At 61.4% G+C, this 21769-nt stretch carries 20 protein-coding genes; 17 read left to right on the forward strand and 3 right to left on the reverse strand.

Translation table 11 applies throughout. The annotated features are described in order from the left end of the window. Positions 1–211: 211 nt before the first annotated feature. From KUV52_RS03875 to KUV52_RS03955, 17 genes are all read left to right on the forward strand, one after another. Positions 212–1750 carry a sigma-54-dependent Fis family transcriptional regulator gene (locus tag KUV52_RS03875; protein WP_222524604.1) on the forward strand — a complete coding sequence of 513 codons (1539 nt, stop codon included), beginning with the start codon at positions 212–214 and terminating at the stop codon, positions 1748–1750. Positions 1751–2075: 325 nt separating this feature from the next. Next, the gene (gene hypE, locus KUV52_RS03880) at positions 2076–3095 is read left to right on the forward strand and encodes a hydrogenase expression/formation protein HypE (RefSeq protein ID WP_222524605.1); all 1020 of its coding nucleotides are present in this window, start codon (positions 2076–2078) and stop codon (positions 3093–3095) included. A gap of 22 nt (positions 3096–3117) precedes the next feature. Next, positions 3118–3282, forward strand: a complete 165-nt coding sequence (locus KUV52_RS03885) for a hypothetical protein (protein WP_222524606.1) — start codon at positions 3118–3120, stop codon at positions 3280–3282. Between the two features lie 33 nt (positions 3283–3315). Beyond that, positions 3316–4461: a hydrogenase small subunit gene (locus KUV52_RS03890; protein ID WP_222524607.1), complete on the forward strand. Its 1146-nt coding sequence runs from the start codon at positions 3316–3318 to the stop codon at positions 4459–4461. Next, positions 4458–6161, forward strand: coding sequence for a nickel-dependent hydrogenase large subunit (locus tag KUV52_RS03895; protein WP_222524608.1), 1704 nt, complete (start codon positions 4458–4460; stop codon positions 6159–6161). The genes KUV52_RS03890 and KUV52_RS03895 overlap by 4 nt, the downstream gene beginning before the upstream one ends. Before the next feature lie 8 nt (positions 6162–6169). Continuing rightward, a complete protein-coding gene (gene cybH / locus KUV52_RS03900; protein WP_222524609.1) occupies positions 6170–6838 on the forward strand; it encodes a Ni/Fe-hydrogenase, b-type cytochrome subunit in 669 nt (222 codons plus the stop codon). A gap of 51 nt (positions 6839–6889) precedes the next feature. After that, positions 6890–7450, forward strand: a complete 561-nt coding sequence (locus KUV52_RS03905) for a HyaD/HybD family hydrogenase maturation endopeptidase (RefSeq protein WP_222524610.1) — start codon at positions 6890–6892, stop codon at positions 7448–7450. Then, positions 7434–9116 (forward strand): hypothetical protein, encoded by a 1683-nt coding sequence (locus KUV52_RS03910; protein WP_222524611.1) that lies wholly within the window; start codon positions 7434–7436, stop codon positions 9114–9116. Before KUV52_RS03905 ends, KUV52_RS03910 begins: the two co-directional genes overlap by 17 nt. A 13-nt stretch (positions 9117–9129) precedes the next feature. Beyond that, positions 9130–9372, forward strand: coding sequence for a HypC/HybG/HupF family hydrogenase formation chaperone (locus KUV52_RS03915; RefSeq protein ID WP_222524612.1), 243 nt, complete (start codon positions 9130–9132; stop codon positions 9370–9372). A gap of 1 nt (position 9373) precedes the next feature. Further along, on the forward strand, positions 9374–11695 hold the full coding sequence (gene hypF / locus KUV52_RS03920; protein WP_222524613.1) for a carbamoyltransferase HypF: 2322 nt from the start codon (positions 9374–9376) through the stop codon (positions 11693–11695). Continuing rightward, positions 11692–12636: a hypothetical protein gene (locus tag KUV52_RS03925; protein WP_222524614.1), complete on the forward strand. Its 945-nt coding sequence runs from the start codon at positions 11692–11694 to the stop codon at positions 12634–12636. Before hypF ends, KUV52_RS03925 begins: the two co-directional genes overlap by 4 nt. Beyond that, a complete protein-coding gene (gene hypA / locus KUV52_RS03930; protein ID WP_222524615.1) occupies positions 12629–12964 on the forward strand; it encodes a hydrogenase maturation nickel metallochaperone HypA in 336 nt (111 codons plus the stop codon). The genes KUV52_RS03925 and hypA overlap by 8 nt, the downstream gene beginning before the upstream one ends. Continuing rightward, on the forward strand, positions 12965–14068 hold the full coding sequence (gene hypB / locus KUV52_RS03935) for a hydrogenase nickel incorporation protein HypB (protein ID WP_222524616.1): 1104 nt from the start codon (positions 12965–12967) through the stop codon (positions 14066–14068). Then, the gene (gene hypC, locus KUV52_RS03940) at positions 14059–14337 is read left to right on the forward strand and encodes a HypC/HybG/HupF family hydrogenase formation chaperone (protein WP_222524617.1); all 279 of its coding nucleotides are present in this window, start codon (positions 14059–14061) and stop codon (positions 14335–14337) included. Before hypB ends, hypC begins: the two co-directional genes overlap by 10 nt. After that, positions 14334–15434: a hydrogenase formation protein HypD gene (gene hypD, locus KUV52_RS03945; protein WP_222524618.1), complete on the forward strand. Its 1101-nt coding sequence runs from the start codon at positions 14334–14336 to the stop codon at positions 15432–15434. Before hypC ends, hypD begins: the two co-directional genes overlap by 4 nt. A 260-nt stretch (positions 15435–15694) precedes the next feature. Beyond that, on the forward strand, positions 15695–17071 hold the full coding sequence (locus KUV52_RS03950; protein WP_222524619.1) for a hypothetical protein: 1377 nt from the start codon (positions 15695–15697) through the stop codon (positions 17069–17071). A 148-nt stretch (positions 17072–17219) separates the two neighbouring features. Further along, positions 17220–17906, forward strand: a complete 687-nt coding sequence (locus KUV52_RS03955) for an adenine nucleotide alpha hydrolase (RefSeq protein WP_222524620.1) — start codon at positions 17220–17222, stop codon at positions 17904–17906. Here the strand turns inward: KUV52_RS03955 and KUV52_RS03960 are convergent. From KUV52_RS03960 to KUV52_RS03970, 3 genes are all read right to left on the reverse strand, one after another. Continuing rightward, positions 17886–19625, reverse strand: coding sequence for an alpha-amylase family glycosyl hydrolase (locus KUV52_RS03960; RefSeq protein WP_315900176.1), 1740 nt, complete (start codon positions 19623–19625; stop codon positions 17886–17888). The genes KUV52_RS03955 and KUV52_RS03960 overlap by 21 nt on opposite strands. A 1-nt stretch (position 19626) precedes the next feature. After that, the gene (locus KUV52_RS03965) at positions 19627–20856 is read right to left on the reverse strand and encodes a glycosyl transferase (RefSeq protein ID WP_222524621.1); all 1230 of its coding nucleotides are present in this window, start codon (positions 20854–20856) and stop codon (positions 19627–19629) included. A 68-nt stretch (positions 20857–20924) separates the two neighbouring features. After that, entirely contained in the window at positions 20925–21764 is an 840-nt protein-coding gene (locus tag KUV52_RS03970) for an HAD-IIB family hydrolase (RefSeq protein ID WP_222524622.1), read from the reverse strand. Between the last annotated feature and the right edge of the window lie 5 nt (positions 21765–21769).

Raw genomic sequence — 21769 nt, forward strand, 5'->3', positions numbered from 1 at the left:
TAACGAGATGCAGAAACCCTCATTGAAATATCGTGCACACCTGCACGACGAAAATGCCAACAGCGGCCCGATTCACGAAGTATCGTGATCCTGTCAACAAAAGATGAATTATTTCGCTGCGATGATGACTCAGATATGACGTTCACCTCGGAAGTGTATCGAATTGTGTCGCTACACTGCGTCACTGCCGATGCACATAAGGAGGTCGTATATGTCGTTGGAGTTGTCGCTTTACCGGGAAGTCACTCAAACCCTCTCCAGCAGTCTTCAGATTGAAGTTGCTCTGAAAGCGTGTTTCGCCGAGCTCCAGCCCCACTTCCCTGCCGATGGCATCTACATCAACCTTTTTATGCCGGCCAGTCAGGAGATCCAGAGCGTTGCCATCGCTGACGCCAAGAGCGCCAAGCAGCTGGACCGCCGCATCGCCCTGACCGAAGAGATGTGTGAACTGCTTCAGGACCCGGAGCGCCCGCCGGTTCGCATCCTGACCGACGTGCGCCAGGATCCGGTGACCCACCACGTACTGAGCCAGGTGCTGCCCCAGGCCCGCTCCGTGTTGCAGGTGCGACTCAAGATTAACGACACCCATCTGGGCGTCGTGGCCCTTTATGCTCATAGCGAGGGGGCCTTCAACAACCGCCACAGCGCCCTGTTCAGCCAGTTCAAAGCGCCCTTCTCACTGGTGACCGCCTTTAACCTTCAGAGCCGAAACATCCTGGCTGACAACGCTCTGCTCGCCTCTGAAAACCGGGCGCTGCGTCGTTCCATCGCCGGACAGGATGAGGTGGTCGGCGCTCGCAACGGCCTTAAGAGTGTCATGGAGCAGGTGGAAGCGATCGCCCCGCTGGAGAGCACCGTGCTGATCACCGGCCAGACCGGTGTCGGTAAAGAGGTGATCGCCAACGCCATCCATCAGCGCTCCCCCCGCACCGGCAAACCCTTTATTAAGGTGAACTGCGGTGCGATCCCCGACAGCCTGATCGACTCCGAGCTGTTTGGCTATGAGAAAGGGGCCTTTACCGGCGCAGAGAAGCGCAAACAGGGTTACTTTGAACAGGCCAATGGCGGCACCATCTTCCTGGATGAGCTGGGTGAACTGCCGCTCTCTGCCCAGGTGCGTCTGCTGCGGGTTCTGCAGAACCGCACCATTGTCCGGGTGGGCGGCATCGAGCCGGTGGAACTGGATATCCGGGTGGTGGCGGCCACGCACCGGGATCTGGCCCAGATGGTTCAGGCCGGAAACTTCCGTGAAGACCTCTGGTACCGCCTGAACGTCTTCCCCATCAATATTCCCTGTCTGAACCAGCGCCGCCAGGACATCCCGTTGCTGGTGCACCATTTTATGGAGCAGCTGTCACCGCGACTCGGGTTTAAGCAACTGCCCTCCATCAGCGCCGAAGATATGATGCGCCTGCAGAACCACCCCTGGCCGGGCAACGTACGTGAACTGGTGAATGCGGTGGAGCGGGCGATGATTCAATCCCGGGGTGCCCCTCTGGACTTCCGCTTCCTGGCCTGCCCCGTCGCCGGCGCCCACCAGACCAGCGACGAAAACGAGCGACCGGTGATCATCGACCCCAGCCACGCCACCGACATGCTGGTGCCGCTGGACACCATGACCGCCAAATACCTGGAGCACGCCCTGCGCCTGACCGGCGGCAAAATTCACGGCCCAGGAGGCGCCGCCGAACGGTTGAAGATCCACCCCAACACCCTGCGCAGTCGGATGAAAAAGCTGGGTTTACTGTAACCTTCGCGCCGAGACAACGCCCCCAAATGGGGGTGCTTTTCTGTTTTCTCCGGCAGAAAGCCCCCATTTCACTCGCAAGAACAAAGCCCGCCCTCCGACGTCAAAAATACGGTTCATCCGTTTGATTAATAAACAAAAAGAATTCACCAATAACCGTTACGAAAACAGAACATGCTCATCTTTCCCGCATTTTCTTGATGTCGATCAAGCATCTTGCCGCGTCTGATTTGATCTGGCTCATGCCCTAATTTATTAGTCTCCTCTAAATTTCGGTTAACCAACGTCATTCAAGGAAGGAGCGGCTCGGCCCGCTCAGGAGAGACCCATGACCGATCGCATCACCCTGGCCCACGGCAGCGGTGGCCAGGCCATGCAACGGCTGATTAAAGAGCTGTTCCTGACCCAGTTCGATAACGCCGAGCTGGCCCGTATGGAAGATCAGGCCCAACTGGCGTTAGCCCCCATGGCAGAGCAGGGAGACCGCCTGGCCTTTGCCACCGACTCCTTTGTAGTGGATCCCATCGAATTCCCCGGCGGCGACATCGGCAAACTGGCGGTGTGCGGCACCGTCAATGATCTTGCTGTTGGCGGCGCCCTGCCCCATAGCCTGAGTGTGGGCCTGATTCTGGAAGAGGGCCTTGAACTTGCCGTACTGGAGCGTTTGATCGCCTCCCTCGCAGCCACCGCCCGTGAAGCGGGTGTTCAGATTGTTACCGGCGACACCAAGGTGGTGCACCGCGGCAGCTGCGACAAGATCTTCATCAATACCAGTGGCGTCGGCGTGATCCCCGCTGACCGGCAGCTGGGCGCCTGTCAGGTTCGTCCCGGCGATCAAATCATTGTGAACGGCACCCTGGGCGACCACGGTGCCGCTATTTTACAGGCCCGGGGTGAACTGGCCCTCAGTGGCACCCTGGAGAGCGATTGCCAGCCGTTGAACGGTCTGGTGGAAGCGATGCTGGCCGCCGGCCCCATTCATGCCATGCGCGATGCCACCCGAGGTGGTGTCGCCGCAGTCTGCAACGAAATTGCCGAGGTTGCCGGCGTGCGCCTCACCCTCAAAGAATCCGCCCTTCCCATCCATCCCCAGGTTCGGGGAATCAGCGAAATCCTCGGCTTGGATCCGCTGCTGATGGCTAACGAGGGCAAGCTGGTGGCGTTTGTCGCCGAGCAACACGCTGAAGCGGTTCTGGCCGCCATGCGTGCTCATCCGGCAGGCCGTGAGGCTGCCATTATCGGCGCGGTGGAACGCGCAGAGACCCACCAGGTTTTGGTTGAGGGGCTGTACGGCACCTGTCGGCAACTGTTGATGCCGGTTGGGGAGCAGTTGCCCCGCATTTGCTAGTTCGAAGTCTAAGGAGAGAACAATGAATAAACGTATCGCAATGCTGGCAGCTCTAGCTCCATCGCTGGCTTACGCCCACCCGGGTCATGGTGGCCTGGGCATTTTCCACCACGCCTGGGACGTGGTAGTGATGCTGGTCGTGGTGGCCGCCCTTGTGGCCGGTTGGCAACTCTACAAGCGGCGCTAAGGACAGCAACCGCCCACTAAGGAGGAACCCAACGTGTCCGACTATCAAGCTTTGATGGCGCGCTGCGAAGCTCGCCTTGAGAAACTGGCCGAACAGGCCCCGGTAAAACCAGTCCCGCTCCAGGAGCGGTTGGAAGCGGAGGGGATCAGCCGCCGCGACTTTATGAAATGGTCCGCTGTGACCACCACGGCGCTGGCACTGCCGATGCAGTTTGCGCCCATGGTGGCGAAGGCCGCTGAGGTGGCTGACCGCGTTCCGTTGATCTGGCTGCATATGGCCGAGTGCACCGGCTGTTCCGAGTCGCTGATCCGCTGCGACACCCCCACCATCGACACCGTCCTGTTCGATTACATCTCCCTCGAGTACCACGAGACCCTGATGGCCGCTGCCGGATGGCAGGCTGAAGAGAATCTGGAGCACGCCCTCGAAGCCTACAAAGGTCAGTATCTGCTGGCCGTGGAAGGGGCGATCCCGACCGCGAACAACGGCCACTTCCTGACCGTCGGCTGCAAAGGCCACACCGGCATGGAGATCATCCACGAGACCGCCGCCAACGCCGCTGCCATCGTCTCTGTCGGCACCTGTGCCGCCTTTGGTGGTGTTCAGGCCGCTGCGCCGAACCCGACCGAAGCCCGTCCGGTAGACAAGGTGATCCACCAGCCGGTGGTCAACCTCGGTGGCTGCCCGCCCAGTGAGAAGAACATCGTCGGTACCCTGATGTACTTCATCATGTTCGGAAAACTGCCGCCTCTGGACATGTTTAACCGTCCCAAGTGGGCTTACGGCGCCCGGGTTCACGACAACTGCGAGCGTCGTGGCCGTTTCGACGCCGGTGAGTTTGTTGAGACCTTCGGTGACAAAGGCGCCAAAGAGGGTTACTGCCTCTACAAGGTGGGCTGCAAAGGCCCCTACACCTACAACAACTGTCCGACCGAGCGCTTCAACCACCACACCAGCTGGCCGGTTCTGGCCGGACACGGCTGCATCGGCTGCTCCGAGCCCAACTTCTGGGACACCATGGCGGACTTTGAGAAGCCACTGGGACGTCGGGAGCTGCACAGCCTGGATAAGACCGCTGATTTCGTTGGTGGCGCCATTCTGGGTCTGACCGTTGCCGGCATCGGTGCTCACGCCGTTGCCAGCGTTTTCGCCAAGGACAATAAGGAGGAGGGGCAATGAGCAAACGTGTCGTGGTCGACCCCATTACCCGTATCGAAGGCCACCTTCGGGTGGAAGTGGAAGTCGACGAGAACAACGTCATCACCAACGCCTGGTCCTCCTCCACACTGTGGCGGGGCATCGAAGTGATCATGAAGGGCCGTACTCCGATGGACGCCGGTCTGCTGACCCAGCGTATCTGCGGTGTATGCACCTATTCACACTACCGCTGCAGTACCGAGGCCGTAGAGAACGCCCTTGGCCTGAAAATCCCGGTGAACGCCGAGTACCTGCGCAGCCTGATGCAGTCCTCCCTCTACATGCATGACCACCTGGTGCATTTCTATCACCTGCACGCCCTGGATTGGGTGGATGTGGTTTCCGCTCTCTCTGCGGATCCGGCTGCCGCCGCGCAGGAAGCCCTGCGCTGGACCGACAAGCCGGTCGCCGCCGGTGAAGGGGAGCTCCGTGCGGTACAGGAGCGCGTCGGCGGACTGGTTGCCACCGGCAAGCTGGGGCCCTTCGCCAACGCTTACTGGGGCAATGGCACCTACAAGCTGACGCCGGAGCAGAACCTGATCGCCGTTTCCCACTACCTGAAGGCACTGGAAGTGCAGCGGGTGGCGGCTGAGATGCTGGCGATCTTCGGTGGCAAGCAGCCCCATCCCCAGTCTCTGGTGGTGGGTGGTGTCACCTCTGTTCGCGATATGCTGAGTCCGGCTCGTCTGCAGGAGTGGAAAGCCAAGCACGCTCAGGTGCACGACTTTATTCTGCGCGCGTACCTGCCGGATGTGCTGATGGCTGCGGCGGCTTACAAAGCGGAGCCTTCCGTACTGGGCGGCGTCGGTGTCATGAACTTCCTGGCCTGTCAGGACTTTGCCATCGGCAATGGTCAGTACCTGTTCCAGGGCGGTGTGATCATGAATGGCGACCTGGCCAACGTGACCGACATCGATCCCAGCCTGATCAAAGAGGACGTGACCCACGCCTGGTACAAGGATGGTCCGGCCCTGCACCCCTATGATGGGGTCACCGAGCCGAACTACACCGGCTTCACCAAGCGCGATACCGTGTACGGCGAACTGCCGACTGTGGACGGCGACGGCAAATACACCTGGGTGAAATCCCCCCGTTATAACGGCGAACCGATCGAAGTGGGCCCGCTGGCCTGTCTGCTGGTCAACTACGGCCGTGGCAACGAAAAAGTGGTGGACGCGGTCAACGGCCTGCTGGAGATGACCGGCCTGCCGGTAGAAGCGCTGTTTACCACTCTGGGACGTACCGCGGGCCGTCTGCTTCAGACCCTGCTGGTGTGCGATGCCGCTCTGGAGACCTTCGATGCCCTGGTGCAGAACATCCAGGTCGACGAAAGCACCTACCGCGAGCCGCAGATGGATCCGAGCCAGGAGTACGTTGGCCACGCCATGATCGAAGCACCGCGCGGCATGCTGAGCCACTGGGTGCGGATCAAGGGCGGTAAGGTCGAGAACTACCAGGCTGTGGTTCCCACCACCTGGAACTCCGGGCCGAAGGACGCCAACGGCAAGATCGGTCCTTACGAAGCCGCACTCATCGGCATGAAACTGGAAGACCCCAGCAAACCCCTGGAGATCATCCGGGTGATCCACTCCTTCGATCCCTGCATGGCCTGTGCGGTGCATGTAATGGATTACAAGGGGCAGGATCTGGGTGAGTTCCAGGTTGGGCCAAACGCGGCCTAGGAGGGCGTATGACAACCGAAACACTGTACACCCGCGACTATGTGTTCAGTCCGGCCATCCGGATCATGCACTGGCTTCGGGCCCTGTCCATTGTGCTTCTGGTGATCACCGGGTTCTACATCGCCTGGCCCTTCCTCACCCCGTACGGCGGAACCGATAACCTGCAGCAGGGTTGGGTCCGGCTGGTGCATCTGATCGCTGGCTTTGTGCTGGTGGGGATCACCCTGGCCCGGGCTTACCTGTACTTCTTCAGCCGCAGTGATATCGAGCGTCGCTCGTTCCGGGATGTGATGAGCGTGAACAGCTGGATTGTGCAGCTCAAGTCCTATCTGTGGATGGGCAAGCTGCATAAGGCCGGGGTTTACGGGCCGCTGCAGTTCGTGACCTACCTGGCGGTAACGCTGGTGATCGTGTTCATGTGTCTGTCCGGTCTGGCGCTGCACGCCAACGTCTACCATGACGGGCTGGGCGGCGCGCTCTACCCCTTCGCCGAGTGGTTTATCGGCCTGATGGGGGGACTGGCACCGGTACGGGAGTGGCACCATATCATGACCTGGGTATTCATCATCTTTACGGTGATCCACGTCTATATGGCGGTTTGGAGCGGCATCCGCTTCAAGCAGAACTCCGTTGACGCCATCGTGTCCGGCTACGACGTTCACAAAGCCAAGCACTGAGTCTGAGGGCCTGCTCCTTTGGGGCAGGCCCTTTTTTATCTTGGAGATTTCATGACTCAAAAACTTTTGGTACTGGGGATTGGTAATGTGCTCTACGCCGACGAAGGAATTGGCGTTCACATGCTTAACTACCTCCAGCAGAAATACCGCTTTGAAGGGCCGCACCAGCTCGACTTTATGGATGGGGGCACCCTGGCCCACGCCCTGATCCCATTGATCGCCCCCTACGATCAACTGCTGATCATCGATACCGTTCACTCCAGTGAAGGACAGATCGGTAACGTCTATTTCTTCGATTTCGATAAGGTGCCCCACCATATCGATTTCCAGGGCAGCGCCCACGAAGTGGAGATGCTGCAAACCCTCAATATGATGGAGATGGTGGGTGACCGTCCCCCAACTCACATTCTCGGCGTGATCCCCGAAGTGCTGGAAGCGATGAGCTTCGAGCTGTCGGATCGGGTTATGGCCGCCGTGCCCCTGATGGAACAGGCGCTGCTCGATCACCTTGCCACCCTTGGCTTTGCCGCAATCCAGGTGGCAGACCCGGACATCCGGGTGGTGGCCCAACAGTCCTGCGACCAGGAGAGTCCAGATGAAGTTGCGGTTTGATTTTGCTACCTCCCGACCCGTTCCCCTTTATGGTCGGCTCTGTAACCAGTTTCTGCGCCATCCCCAGGTGCAGGCGATTGGCCGTCACCCCAGTGGCTACTTTATTGAAGCAGAGGGCGATGAAGCCCAATTGAGCGCCCTGGCGGACCTGATTGGCCGCACCTTTCCGCTCTCCTGCTGGCTGACCGACTCCAGCCTGAAACCCATTACCGAGTTCGAGGGCGAGGCCCGGGACATCAATGATCCGCCGCCCCTGCTTCCCTACTGCCAGCACTGCCTGGAAACCCCGAAAACCCTCTGCCCCCACTGCGGCGCCACACCCACGCTGAAAGATCAGCCCATCGAGCCCCTGCTCGATACTCTGGCTGAGACGCTGTTGACCCAGGGTGAGGTCGAATACCGCACCGGTCAGAACCGGATCACACTGCGCCGTCTGGACACCCTTCGGGCAGAAGATGACAGTTTGCTGTTCTGCGCCATCGAATCTCTTAACCACGCCCTTCACATCAGTGAGCAGGGGATCAAACAGCTGGGCAGCATTGAAAAGCCCAGTCTGCGACTGACCCCTCGAGCGGAGTTTGCCCAGCAACACCAACTGCCCCGTGCCCGCTACCGGGTACAGCAAGCGGCGGATCGTCTGACCCTCGCCCTGACCGCCAAACTGAGTCAGGCGGGCGTGATCGCGGTAGGGATCGAACAGAGCCAACCGCCGATGCTGCTGACCACCTACGGCGACACTCTGGTGGCACTGGAGAACAACCGTCCCCCTGCGCCGCTGGCCACCCACGAGCCGCTGCGCCACGAAGCGGAACTGCTCGGTTACCGGGCTCAATGGCAGGATGGACGGGTGCGGTTGAGCCGCACGGAGCAACAGTTGCAGCCGGACCCTGACTGGGCCGCCGCCTGTGCCCTGGAGGGCGTGCGCCAGCTGGACCGCGCCCCCAAGCGCAGTGCCGTGCTCTATCTGAGCCGCCAGCACCGCTCCGGCCTGCTCTATCAGGACAGCGAGGGCGAATACCAGTGGCTGGTTCGTCTCCCCGATGCCTCGGAAGGGCCCCTGAACCCCACTGCCATGCTGGACGCGATCCGTGCCGGCAGTGCCACAGGGGAGCGACTGCTGAATCGCTATCAGGAGGTAGACGCCGCTCACCTTCAAGCCCTTGCTGATCTGCCCCAAACCGACCTGAACGGCAGCTTCCATCACCTGCTGGCGATGGCGGCCTGGTTCAGTGGCGTATCCCAGGATCCGGACCCGGATCTGGCGGGCGAAGCCTTTCTCTGTCTGGCCAGCCGCTTTACCGAGCAGGCCGCACCGCGCATCGACTTTGCGGTAGATCGCATCGACGGCACCCTGCTGGTGCAGTGGCGCCGGGCGTTGCAAGCCTGCCTCTCCTACCGGTTGGCGGATCCGGAGCAACGCGCCGGCGTCGCGTTCGGCGTCATCGACTCCTTCTGCGACTTTGTCTGCAACTGGGTGGAACAACTGGACATGAACATCGGCCTGGAAGAAGTGATCCTGGCCGGCGACGAATTTGATAACCCGGTGCTGTTGGAGCGGCTGCGACTGCGCCTGGGCAAAAACATGACACTGCGCTTGCCCGCAGACTTTGGCCCCACGACGCTGGCCATCGGTGCTCTGTTTGTGCCCCAGGCCCTGACGGGCTAAAGGAGAAACGCCCATGTGTTTTGCCATTCCCTCCCGCATTATCGCCCTGAACAATTCCGCCCAGATGGCGCGGATCGATACCCTGGGACGCGAGCGGGAGGTCAGTGTACACCTGATTACTGAGCCACTTTCGGAAGGGGATTACCTGCTGATCCAATCCGGGTTTGCCATGGAAAAGATCAGCGAGGAGCGGGCTCTGGACAGCCTGGAGCTCTACCGGGAGCTGATCCAGGAAATGGAACGAGGGGAGGCCTGACATGAACGGTTGCAACGGCATCGCGATACGGATCCGCGGCCAGGTTCAAGGGGTGGGATTTCGCCCCTTTATCTGGCAACTGGCCAGGGAAGCACAGCTCAGAGGAGAGGTGTTTAACGACAGTGATGGCGTGCTGATCCGCTTATGCAACCCAGTGGATGGGGACGCCTTTGTCCGCACCATGCGCGACCGCCTGCCGCCGCTGGCCCGGGTGGACGCGGTGGAGTTGAGTCCCTGCTGCCTCGATCCGGAGCCCTGCGATTTCACCATCACCCGCTCCGTCGGGGGCACGGTGAACACCCGCATTGCGCCGGATACCGCCACCTGCCCGGCCTGCCTGGCGGAGGTGGAGGATCCTCAAGACCGACGCCACCGCTACCCCTTCACCAACTGCACCCACTGCGGTCCGCGCTTTACCATTATCCGTCAGGTGCCCTACGACCGCCCCTATACCTCCATGGCCAACTTCCCCCTCTGCCCCGATTGTCAGCGGGAGTACGAGGACCCGGCGGATCGACGCTTCCACGCCCAGCCCAATGCCTGCCCCGTGTGCGGCCCGACCCTGACACTGCAAGACCCGGACGGCACGGAACTGGCCCAAACCCATCACGCTCTGAGCGATGCGGTTTCCGCCCTGAAAGCGGGCGAGATTGTCGCCATCAAAGCGTTGGGCGGATACCACCTGGCCGTAGACGCCAGCAATGAAGCCGCCGTCGCCCGTCTGCGTGAACGCAAACACCGCCCCACCAAACCCTTTGCCCTGATGGTGGCGGATCGCGCCATGGCCAGCACTCTGGCCCACATTGAGGAGGCAGAAGCGCAGGCCCTTTCCAGCGCCGCCGCTCCCATCGTCCTGCTGCGCCCCCGGTCCGATGCCCCTCTGGCCCCCTCTGTAGCGCCGAAGATGGCCCGGTTGGGGGTGATGCTGGCGAGCAACCCGTTACAGCATCTTTTGCTGGCGCAAATGGGCCGCCCACTGGTGATGACCTCCGGTAACGCCAGTGGCCGCCCCCCCTGCATCGACGATGCCCAGGCCCTGCGTGAACTCGGCCCCATCGCCGACAAGCTGCTGATGCACAACCGCGATATCGTCAACCGGGCCGACGACAGCATTCTGATGGTGGAGGAGGGGCAGACTCAGTTGCTGCGCCGTGCCCGAGGCTACGTGCCCAGCCCCATCGCCCTGCCCAAGGGGTTCGAGGACGCTGACGGCGTACTGGCCTACGGGCCGGACCTGAAAAACACCTTCTGCGTGTTGCGCCATGGCCAGGCACTGCTCTCTGCGCACCTGGGGGACCTGGCGGATCCGGATCTGTTCTCCGCCTACCAGAAAAACCTGGAGCGGTTCCCCGCCCTGTTTGACTTCCATCTGGCGCTGCGCACCTGTGACAGCCACCCGGGCTACCTGAGCCAGCAACTGGCTCAGCAGGGGGCACAGCAGGACGACCTCCCCCTGGAAGCCATTGATCATCACCATGCCCATCTCGCGGCCTGTCTGGCGGACAACGCCCAACCGCTGCACACCGCACCGGTGCTGGGCTTGGTACTGGACGGGCTTGGCTGGGGCGGCAAGGAGACCGAGCACCGCCTCTGGGGCGGCGAGATCCTGCTGGGGGATTACCACCAGTGTCGTTACCTGGAAGGGCTGCCGCCGGTGGCGTTGCCCGGTGGTGACCTGGCCGCCAAAGCGCCCTGGCGCAACCTGGTGGCACACCTGGACGAATCCTGCCACGACTGGGAGGAGTTGCCCCTGCCGGTGTTGGATCGGCTGCGGGAGAAACCCCTTGGCCTGCTTCGTCAGGGGATCGCGTCCGGCCTGAACTGTCCCGAAGCCTCCAGCACCGGTCGTCTGTTTGATGCGGTGGCCGCCCTGCTGACCGACGTCTTTGAGCAGCAGCACTTTGAAGGTGAAGCGGCCATGGTGCTGGAAGCCCTGGCCTGGCAAGCCGCCGACCAGCGCAAACTGACTCTGCCGCAGCGGGACGACCTGGACCTGAGCGCCATCTGGTACGGTTTGCTGGAGGGGCTTAACGCTGGCCACAGTGCCGCCAGTCTGGCCCTGCAGTTTCATCAGGAACTCGCCGGTGCGCTGGTGGGCCGGTTGGTCTATCAAGCCAAACATCATCAGGTGGATCGCATCGCCCTCTCCGGCGGTGTGATGCAGAACCGTCTGCTGCAGCGTCTGCTGGTGCAGGGCCTTAAGGCTCACAAACTGATTGTGCTGCGCCACCACCAGGTGCCCGCCAACGATGGTGGTCTGGCACTGGGTCAGGCCCTGATCGGCTGGGCCCGCCATCAAACCAGCAAGGAGCGACACTCATGACCCCCGCTCTCGCGACACTGCATCTATCCAGCGTTGAGGGCAAGCTGTGCGCCCGCACCGAGTTGCGTCTTCCTCCCGTTGCCAGCCTGCTCAAGGGGCTGAATGGCGAGGAGGTCCTTGCCAAACTGAGCCTGATCTACCGTCAGTGCGGCGAGGCCCAGCGCTGGGCTGCCGTCAGCCTGATAGAGGAAACCCAGGGCGTTCGGCCCAAGGCGGTAACTCACGCAGCCCGCGACCAGGCTCTGGCGCTGGAGTGGCTCACCGAGCACAGTTGGCAGCTGTGGCGCATCGCCCACGAAGTGCTGCCCCCCTGCCAGGAGCGTCTGACTCTGCTGACCCGCTGGCGTCAGGCCCTGACCGAGCACCGGGATGCCCTCTGTGCCCTGCGCCATCTGCCGGGAGCCGCCGTATCGCCGGTGGCGCTCTGCTCCCTGAAAGAGTGGGTCGGTGAGTGGGATCGCTGGGTCTGGCAACCCCTGTTGGCCGAGGTGGAGCGCCAGAACTGGAACGCGCTGTTTTTTACCCCTGCCGCCATCCATCGCCATGAGAGTGGGCCCGCCTCCCGAACCGGACAACACTCCCCCCGTCTGAGCCATCGCCTTACCGCCCTGTGGGTTGAGATGTGGCAGGCCGCCGAAGCCCTGTGCTATCCCGGCAGCCTGACCGGAACAGACGGCCAGACGGAGCCGGTATCGCCCGGCCGGATCCCCGCCGCCCGGGGTACGCTTACCCACCAGTGCCAATGGCTGGGTGACCGGGTCGACCACTACCAGATCCAGATCCCCACTCAGGATACCCTGACCGCTATCGCCCAAAGTCTGGATGACATGCCGATGCCGGATATGGATAACTGGAAGACCGGACTGGGGGTTTGGATCCTGGCCCATGCCCCTTGTCTGGAGGTGGCCATCGTTGATGTCACGGAGGCGACCCATGCATGAGATGTCTCTGGCCGAAGGGATCCTGCAGATTGTGCAGGACCAGGCCCAGAACAGCCCCAAGGTCCACAGTGTCACCCTGAGTGTCGGGGAGTTGGCCGGAGTGGAGCTGGATTCGCTAAAGTTTTGTTTTGACGTGGTAACCCGGGACAGCTGTGCCGAGGGAGCCGCACTGGAAATTGAAACCGTGCCGGGCAGTGCATTCTGCTTTGACTGCCTGGCTCAGATCCCCCTCTCACGCCGAGGCGATGCCTGCCCCCGGTGTGAGGGCTACCACCTGACGGTGGTGGGCGGGGATCAGATGAAAGTGAAATACCTGGAGATCGACTGAATGTGTACCGTATGCGGCTGCGCCGAAGGCAATACCCGGATTGAGGGTCACGATCATGAACATCATGATCACAGCCACTCACACGACCATGACCACCACCATGGCCACTCTCATGACCATTCTCACGATCATGCCCATGACCATAGTCATGGCGCAGTAACCGTGGTGCACCACCACTACCACTTCAAAAACAAAGGTGATGTGCATATCCACTACCATGGCGCCAGCGCACCGGCCCAGGCGCCCCATAACCACAGCCAGGATCATGAGCACAGCCACGACCATGACCATGGCCATCACCACAGCCATGAGCATCATGATCATGAGCACGACCATGATCATCACCATCATGCCTTTGAGCCGCAGCAGCAGGGGGAAGATCTGCACTACGGCCATGGCCCGGCCCACGCCCACGCCCCGGGCATGAGCCAGCACAAGATGGTGCAGATTGAGCAGGACATTCTTGGCAAGAACAACGCCATTGCCGCCCATAACCGGGCCCACTTCCAGGCTGACCAGCAACTGGTGCTCAACCTGGTTTCCAGCCCCGGCTCCGGCAAAACCACCCTGCTGACCGAAACCGTCAAGCAGCTCTCCGGCCAACTGCCGGTAGCGGTGATCGAGGGCGACCAGCAAACCGCCAACGATGCCGATCGCATCCGCGCTACCGGTGTGCCCGCCATTCAGGTCAACACCGGTAAGGGCTGCCATCTGGACGCTGCCATGGTGGATACCGCTTACCATCGACTGGCGCTGGAGTCCGGTGGCGTTCTGTTTATCGAGAACGTCGGCAACCTGGTCTGCCCCGCCAGTTTCGACCTTGGCGAGAGTCACAAGGTGGCGATTCTGTCGGTGACGGAGGGGGAGGACAAACCCCTGAAGTACCCCGACATGTTTGCGGCCGCCGATCTGGTGTTGATCAACAAAACCGACCTGCTGCCCCACCTCAATTTCGACCTGCCCCGCTGCATTGAGTCCGCGCGTCAGGTGAACCCCAATATCGAAGTGATCTGCCTTTCCGCCACCAGCGGCGAAGGGATGGATCGCTGGCTGAGCTGGATCGCCGAGCGGATCTCCAGCAAGGAGACTGCCGTATGTGCTTAGGAGTACCGGCCCGCATTGAGGCCATTGTTGATGCGGACACACAGCAAGTATCCGTTTCCCTCAGCGGCGTGCTGAGGGAGGTGAACGCCAGTTGCGTCTGGCCGGATGAACCGGCGCAGTTGATCGGCCAGTGGGCGCTGATCCATGTAGGCTTCGCCATGGCCCTGCTGTCGGAAGAAGATGCCGCCCAAACCCTGGAGGCGCTCGCTGCCATGGGCGCAGAGGAACATGAGATGGCCGACTTTGCCGGCCTGGGAGCCGCGCAATGAAGTTTGTTGACGAGTTTCGTGATCCGGAAGCGGTCAAACAGCTGATTGCCGAAATTGGCCGGGTGCTGGAGCGGGTTGATCCCGCCCGCCAGCCACTTCAGATCATGGAGGTGTGCGGTGGCCACACCCACGCCATCTTCCGCTTTGGTCTGGATAAGCTGCTGCCCAAGGGGATCGAGTTTGTGCACGGTCCCGGCTGCCCGGTCTGCGTATTGCCCCGGGGCCGCATCGATGACGCCATCACCCTCGCCCGACAGCCCGGCACCATTCTGTGCAGCTACGGCGACGCGGTGCGGGTGCCCGGCGAGCAGGGCTCCCTGCTGGACGCCAAAGCCGCCGGTGCGGATGTGCGCATTGTTTATTCTCCGCTGGACGCCATGGCGCTGGCAAAACAAAACCCCGACCGCCAGGTGATCTTCTTTGCCATCGGCTTTGAAACCACCGCACCGGCCACCGCCATCACCCTGATGCAGGCCCGCCAGCAGCAGGTTGAGAACTTCTCAGTACTGTGCCACCACATCACCATCGGCCCACCGCTGAAAGCGATCCTGGATGATCCGGGTGTTCGCCTGGACGGCCTGGTGGCACCGGGGCACGTCTCCATGGTAGTGGGGCAGTCTCCCTACCAGTTCATCGTTGATGACTACGGCAAACCGGTGGTGATCGCCGGATTCGAACCCATCGACTTCCTCACCGCCCTACTGGGCGTGGTGCACCAGATCGCCGAGGGGCGTGCTGAGGTGGAGAACGCCTACACCCGGGCGGTGCAAAGCGCCGGTAACGCGGTGGCCCAGCGGGCGATGTCGGAGGTGTTCACCCTGGCGCCGAAAAGCGACTGGCGCGGACTGGGTGCCATCGACGAGTCCGGCCTGATGTTGAGCCCGGCCTTTGCCGAGTTTGACGCCGAGCGCCGCTTCGGCCTCAAGCCCACCCATGTGGAGGAGCCGGAGGGCTGCGGTTGCGCCAAGGTGCTGCGCGGCCAGATCAAACCGGCGGATTGCCCGCTGTTCGGCCAGCGCTGTACGCCGCAAACCCCCGTGGGGGCATTGATGGTCTCCAGCGAGGGCGCCTGCGCGGCGTACTTCCAGTACCGCTGATACGCCGCATCTGCAGCAAAGAAACGCCCCGACTCGGGGCGTTTTTTTTTGCAGTTGTCGCAATCGGGCAAGGGGCAAAGTAATACAGCAGCTTGCCCGGATTTTAGGCTCAGTGCCCGCTCTCAGGCCGGGAATAACACCGCCCAAAATGTGATCCAGATCAACTTTTAACCTGGCCCATCTTTCAGCCCTGACCTAAAGTTCTCGCCGCTTTGCCAAATCGAACCTGCCACCTGATTCGCTGTAAAAGGAGGTATTCCATGCTCGCAACTTACCTGCGCGGTCTCCTGCTGTTGTCGCTGCTCCTCACTCCGGCCGCCTGGCCTGCCCCAACAGTTGCTGAGGTCGATTGCAGCACCCACCCCCTACAGGAAGCCATTGATGCAGCGCATCCGGGCTCGGTGATCCGATTAACCGGCTGGTGTGAGGGCCATTTCACTGTCGATAAGGATCTCACCATATTGGGCGCACCAGCGGTTCTCTCCGGCATTGGTGATGGCACTGTGCTGACGCTGACCAATGGCACTACCCCGCCCCTGATTTACTTGAAGGATCTTGAGATAAGAAACGGTGGTCTGGGGCCAACCGATCTGACTGCACCAATGGCCGCGGGGGGGCTGTTGCTGCTCAACAGCGCCAGTGAGCCCCTTATCGCCCAGCTGGAGAACGTCACCATCGCTGATAACACCCTACCCGGCAATGATGGCGACGCATTCGGAGCCTGTGGGGTAGGGACCTCTGGCCCGGTAAAGCTGACCTTGCGGAACTCCGCCATCATTAACAACGGTATCAGCAATATCTCCCTCGACGGGCATGTGATCGGAGGCTTGCATCTTGGACTTCAGGGGTATCTGCAACTGTACAACACCGAATTGAGTGGCAACTTCAATTTGACCGATGGGGGCAGCAGCGGCGGTCTGGAGTGTTACGGCCACTGCATCATGCAGGGCGGGCATATCAGCAATAACGAAACTGGCAGCGACTCAGGTTCCAGCGGCGCAGGTTTCACAGTCTGGCGAGATGGTTTCCTGCTGATGGAGGGCGTACGGGTCCAGGACAATCGCAGCAGCTGGGATACGTCGGTTGCCGGTGGCGGCGTCATTCTTGGCCATGCGGTGCTGAAGCATACCCAGATCCGCAATAACCAACTGCTGGGAACCGGCGACACCGATGGCAGCGGAGGGCTGCTGGTACAAGGTGGCGTGCTTGAGATGATGGACAGCGCCATCCGGGGCAACTTGGCTCCGGGAGTTTATCATCGTGGCGCGGCGGGCCTGACCGTGCGGGGAAACGCCCGGGCTAGCCTGCTCAGAACCACCATCCGCGACAACCTGGCCTCCCTAAGCCCAACCGGGGCCAATGCCGGCGCACTGCTGGTGAGCAACGACAGCCAGTTTTACGGCAACGAGGTGATCATCCGAAATAACGAAGGCCAGACCGGTAGTGTCCATATCGGCGAACAAGCCCGGGTGATCCTCACCGGCAGTCGAGTTCAGGGCAACCTGGGGCTGATCACCGGTGGCATCTGGCTCGATGACACAGCCAGTCCACCCGGTGAGGTGTTGCTGTTCAACACCAGCCTGATCAACAACACACCGGATAACTGCAGCGGCTTTACGGATCCTGCCTGTTTGTAGTTACGCACTCAGGGGCTCGTACAGGGTCAGCCTCTCTCAGGGGCTGGCCCTGTACGGTACTCATTTGGAGCCCACCTTGGTTCCCGGACCGTTTCCCTCTACCATCCCCCTACTCTCTTTTCAGCCCTGACCATCCCCGAGCCTTATCATGACCCGTCCCGTTAAGACCCTGCTCTCCTGGAGCAGTGGCAAAGACAGTGCCTGGGCACTGCATACCCTGCGTCAGGATCCCAGCATTGACGTTGTCGGGCTGTTCACCACGGTCAACAGCGAGGCGGAACGGGTGGCGATTCACGGGGTGCGTCAGTCGCTGCTGGAGGCTCAGGCGCAAAGCCTCGGCCTGCCGCTCTACGTCATCCCCCTGCCCTACCCCTGCAGCAATGAGGCGTACCAGGCCTGCATGGCCCGCTTTCATCAGCAGGCGGTGGCAATGGGGGTTGAGGCGGTCGCCTTTGGCGATCTGTTGCTGGAGGACGTACGGGATTACCGCATTGAAATCCTGAAAGGCACCGGCCTTGAGCCACGCTTTCCGCTGTGGGGAGAGGACACCGGGGCGCTGGCCCGCACCATGGTGGCGTCTGGGCTGAGGGCCACCCTATCCTGCATCCAGAATGACAAGCTCAGCGAAGAGTTCCTGGGGCGGGAGTTTGATAGCGCGCTGCTCGACACGCTGCCGGATGGGATCGACCCCTGCGGCGAGAATGGCGAGTTCCACACCTTTGCCTGGGATGGCCCGATGTTTCGTTACCCCCTGCCGGTGGTCACCGGGGAGCGGGTGATTCAGGAGTGGGCCAGTTTTGTGGATCTGCTGCCCTTATCGGAGCGTGTTGGTTAACCAGACACTCTGGTAGGGGGCCAGGGTTATCTCCCCATGCAGGTCGGGATAATCTTCCCCAGTGAGCAGATCCCACCAGAGTTGAGTACCAATCAGGTTGAGGCTGGCCAGCCGCAGGATTTGTGGCTGGTCGGTGACATTGGCCACCGCAAAGATGCTCTGGTCCCGCATCCGGCTCTGACGCCATACCCCGAACAGGGCTTCACCCAGATGCAGCACAAACTGGGTAGCGCTGGGGTGGAACGCCGGTTGCTGCTGACGCAGCCGGACCAGTTGGCAAAGCCCCACAAAGACCTGATGGTGGTGACTCTCCACCGACTCCAATTGGGCTTCCAGCTGATCCGCATCCCAGCAATGGCGGTTGATGCTGCGGTTGTTGCCGGTGTGGACCACCTTGTCCTGATCATTCCCGGTGCCCAGAAAGCTGTGCAGATAGATGGCGGGCATCCCCTCCAACGACAGCATGATGGCGTGAGCACAGAGAAAGCGGTCGCGCTGGTGGTGATCCTCCCCTTTCAGCGTTCCCTTCATGGCGTCATAGAGGGCGATGTTAATCTCGTAGGGGCGCAACCCTCCCTCGCCCAGACTGCGCCAGGAGATCCGCCCCCCGAACGCCTCCATGGTGGTGGCGATGTCGGCGATCGCCTTCTCATCCAGCAGCCCCTCCACCGGACGCAGGCCGATGCCATCATGGGAGGCGATAAAGTTGAGGTAGGTGGTGCCCATCTGCGCCGGTGGCATGCTCATCTGCCACAGCTTGAGGGCATTGCAGTCCCCGGTCAGCAGGGTATGCAGCAGCAGGGGCGGCAGGGAAAAGTTGTAGATGGCGTGCGCCTCGTTGCCATTGCCGAAATAGGCCAGATTCTCCCGGTTGGGGATGTTGGTTTCGGTGATAAGCAGAATGCGGGGGTCGTAAAAGCTCACCAGAGTGCGGAGCAGGCGAATGATCTCATGGGTCTGCGGCAGGTTGAGGCAGGATGTGCCCGGCGTTTTCCAAAGAAAGGCCACCGCGTCCAGGCGGAAAAGGGTCACCCCCTGGCTGAGATAAAGCTGGATGATCTTGACCATCTCCACCAAAACCCGGGGATTGGCAAAGTTGAGATCCACCTGATCATGGCTGAAGGTGCACCAGACATGCCGCTTCCCGTCGACCGTCTGCACCGGCTTCAACAGCGGTGAGGTTCGGGGCCGCACCACCTGATGCAGATCGGCTTCGGGATCCACACAGATAAAGTACTCCTTGCCGGGCATCTCCCCCGCCTTGAACTGTTCAAACCAACGGCTTCGGCTGGAGCAATGGTTGATCACCAGATCGGCCATCAGCCGGGAACCGCCAGCGATGGCACGAATGTCGGCCCACTCACCCAGTGCCGGATTGACCCTGGCGTAATCGATAACGGAGAAGCCATCGTCCGAGCTGTAGGGAAAGAAGGGGAGGATATGGACTCCGGTCGCCACATGGGCGAGGTAGTGATCCAGAAACTCCTTCAGGGTGTGGAGGGGCGCCTCCCCCTCCCGCTTCAGGCTGTCCCCGTAGGTGATCACAATCAGGTCGGTTTGATCCCAGGGTTCGTCCCGGGGTTTGGGCATGGCGCAGTGCCCCTCGCTGCCCAGCGCCTCAATCAGCTCCCGTGCCAGCGGAGCAGCCTCCCGCTCCGGGTAGATCAGCTGCAGATGCTCCTCCACCCGCTGCCGCAGTTCGTCCAGGCTGGTATGCACCCTAGCGGCCCTCCGTAAACTCCCGGTGGTCGGCCTCTACCGCGTCCACCAGTTGTTCAAAGATGTCCGGAATGGCACTGCGTACGCGGCTCCAGCTGGGAATAAAGGGCTTTTCCTTGGGGTGTTCGAGAAAGTGCAGTCCCGCCTTCAGCACGTTCTCGGCAAACAGTTCCACCGACTCCTCCTCGCTGTGGACATCGAAATCCAGACCGTTGATCACCGCGTCGTTACGGTAGGTCTCGATAAAGTCCAGGGCGATGCGGTAGTAGGTGGCCTTGATGGAACGGAAGGTTTCCGAGGAGAACACCACACCATTGGTGGCCAGTTTGCGGAAGATCGCCTTGCTGATGTCGATGGACATTTTGGACAGCCCGCCGCTGTCATCGTCGCGGGAGAGATCCTGGTGTTTATGATCATAGCGGTCGGCGATGTCCACCTGACAGAGGCGGTTGGTGGCGTAGTTGCGCTTCATCTCCGACAGCACACCAATCTCCAGGCCCCAGTCACTGGGGATGCGGATGTCGTTGATCACATCGATGCGGAAGGAGAACTCCCCCGCCAGCGGATAGCGAAAGGAATCGAGATACTCCAGGTAATCAAGAGGACCAAAGATCTTCTTCAAAGAGCGCAGCAGCGGCGTGACCAGCAGGCGGGTGACCCGGCCATTCAGGCTGCCCTCCGCCACCCGGGCGTAAAACCCTTTGCAGAACTCGTAGTTGAAAGTGGGGTTGGCCACCGGGTAGATCAGCCTTGCCAGCAGGCTGCGGTCGTAGGTGACGATGTCGCAATCGTGCAGCGCCACCGATTCGGTTTGGCCCCGGGCCAGCACGTAACCCAGGCAGTACCAGACGTTGCGCCCCTTCCCCATCTCGGTGGGAGCCAGACCCTCAGCCCGCAGCCGGGCATCAATCGCCTTCAGTCTCGGGCCATCGTTCCAGAGCACCCGGTGGGTTTGTGGCAGTCGGCTGAAGAAGGACAGGGCATGCTGATACTGTTCCCTGTCCGCCCGGTCCAGACCGATCACCACTTCGGACAGGTAGGGCACCTGGGTCAGTTCGTTAACGATGTTGTCCAGAGCCGGGCCGGTCAGTTCACTGTAGAGGGAGGGCAGCACCAGGGACATGGGCCTCGACTTGCTGTGCATCAGCAGCTCAGCTTCCAGATCCTCCACCGACCGGTCAGTCAGATTGTGCAGCGTGGTAATGATGCCGTTCTGATAAAAGTCACCCATGGCGCCTCCCTGTGTCGTGACATTTCAATGCACTAACCAAGGTTAGCAAGGGGAATGCCACCCTGCTTTCAGCGCAGCTGATAGTGTGCCAGCAGACGCTCGATGGCGTCGTTCCAGCCCTCGGGACCAAGCGCCTCGGGGGTGTAGGCTCGGGGGCGGGCTGCGGCGCTCAGGCGGGGCAGCGGGTTGACCGGAGAGCGCACCAGCACCGGATGATCCGCCGCGTCCAGCATCGCCACATCGTTCTCCCCATCCCCCAAAGCGATCACCCGGGGCATGCTGCCCCAGTGGCGCTGATAGGCTCGTCGCAAGGGTCCCAGGCAGCGCCCCTTGTCGCTTTGGCCGATCACATGCACAAACCGGCCCCCCTTCAGCAACCGCAATCCGTGTCGCCGCAGTGCCCGCTCCAGCAGCTTGAGCTCGGCATCGCTGCCCTGCCAAAGCAGCGGTTCAGAGAAGTGCCGGTCCAACGCTTGGGCGGCGCTGTCCGGGTCCAGCCCGGTGTGCTGGATCAGGGTATCCCTGTCCCAGTCGGAAAAGCCCTCCAGGCGCAAACCGGTATCCCGGCGAATTTGTGCCAGAGCGGCCAGGATCTCCGCCCGGGTTGCCCCAAAAGGTTGCATCCGTTGCCCCATCATGGCGCCCAGGGGAGCGTCGGAGTCCGGTGTCAGCCCACTGCTCCAGACCAGTGCGGCACCATTCTCCACCACATAGGGGGCCGCAGTGCCCAGCCGCTCACGCAGAGAGATCAGCTCTGCGGCGGTTTTGCTGGTATTGAGGATCAGGGGAATCTCATGGCGTTTCAGCCGCTCAAGCGCAGGCAGAGCGGCATCGAAACGGTAGTCGTGGTGGTCAAGCAGGGTGCCATCCAGATCAGTCACCACCAGCAGTTTTGGAGTCTGGGCCATCCTTG

It is taken from the genome of Ferrimonas balearica (assembly GCF_019802055.1).
GTDB lineage: Bacteria > Pseudomonadota > Gammaproteobacteria > Enterobacterales > Shewanellaceae > Ferrimonas > Ferrimonas balearica_A.

What these genes read in the sequence shown, in the direction of transcription:
- KUV52_RS03875 (WP_222524604.1), top strand. Translation starts at nt 212, where the DNA reads ATGTCGTTGGAGTTGTCGCTTTACCGGGAAGTCACTCAAACCCTCTCC.
- hypE (WP_222524605.1), top strand. Translation starts at nt 2,076, where the DNA reads ATGACCGATCGCATCACCCTGGCCCACGGCAGCGGTGGCCAGGCCATG.
- KUV52_RS03885 (WP_222524606.1), top strand. Translation starts at nt 3,118, where the DNA reads ATGAATAAACGTATCGCAATGCTGGCAGCTCTAGCTCCATCGCTGGCT.
- KUV52_RS03895 (WP_222524608.1), top strand. Translation starts at nt 4,458, where the DNA reads ATGAGCAAACGTGTCGTGGTCGACCCCATTACCCGTATCGAAGGCCAC.
- cybH (WP_222524609.1), top strand. Translation starts at nt 6,170, where the DNA reads ATGACAACCGAAACACTGTACACCCGCGACTATGTGTTCAGTCCGGCC.
- KUV52_RS03905 (WP_222524610.1), top strand. Translation starts at nt 6,890, where the DNA reads ATGACTCAAAAACTTTTGGTACTGGGGATTGGTAATGTGCTCTACGCC.
- KUV52_RS03910 (WP_222524611.1), top strand. Translation starts at nt 7,434, where the DNA reads ATGAAGTTGCGGTTTGATTTTGCTACCTCCCGACCCGTTCCCCTTTAT.
- KUV52_RS03915 (WP_222524612.1), top strand. Translation starts at nt 9,130, where the DNA reads ATGTGTTTTGCCATTCCCTCCCGCATTATCGCCCTGAACAATTCCGCC.
- hypF (WP_222524613.1), top strand. Translation starts at nt 9,374, where the DNA reads ATGAACGGTTGCAACGGCATCGCGATACGGATCCGCGGCCAGGTTCAA.
- KUV52_RS03925 (WP_222524614.1), top strand. Translation starts at nt 11,692, where the DNA reads ATGACCCCCGCTCTCGCGACACTGCATCTATCCAGCGTTGAGGGCAAG.
- hypA (WP_222524615.1), top strand. Translation starts at nt 12,629, where the DNA reads ATGCATGAGATGTCTCTGGCCGAAGGGATCCTGCAGATTGTGCAGGAC.
- hypB (WP_222524616.1), top strand. Translation starts at nt 12,965, where the DNA reads ATGTGTACCGTATGCGGCTGCGCCGAAGGCAATACCCGGATTGAGGGT.
- hypC (WP_222524617.1), top strand. Translation starts at nt 14,059, where the DNA reads ATGTGCTTAGGAGTACCGGCCCGCATTGAGGCCATTGTTGATGCGGAC.
- hypD (WP_222524618.1), top strand. Translation starts at nt 14,334, where the DNA reads ATGAAGTTTGTTGACGAGTTTCGTGATCCGGAAGCGGTCAAACAGCTG.
- KUV52_RS03950 (WP_222524619.1), top strand. Translation starts at nt 15,695, where the DNA reads ATGCTCGCAACTTACCTGCGCGGTCTCCTGCTGTTGTCGCTGCTCCTC.
- KUV52_RS03955 (WP_222524620.1), top strand. Translation starts at nt 17,220, where the DNA reads ATGACCCGTCCCGTTAAGACCCTGCTCTCCTGGAGCAGTGGCAAAGAC.
- KUV52_RS03965 (WP_222524621.1), bottom strand. Translation starts at nt 20,856, where the DNA reads ATGGGTGACTTTTATCAGAACGGCATCATTACCACGCTGCACAATCTG.
- KUV52_RS03970 (WP_222524622.1), bottom strand. Translation starts at nt 21,764, where the DNA reads ATGGCCCAGACTCCAAAACTGCTGGTGGTGACTGATCTGGATGGCACC.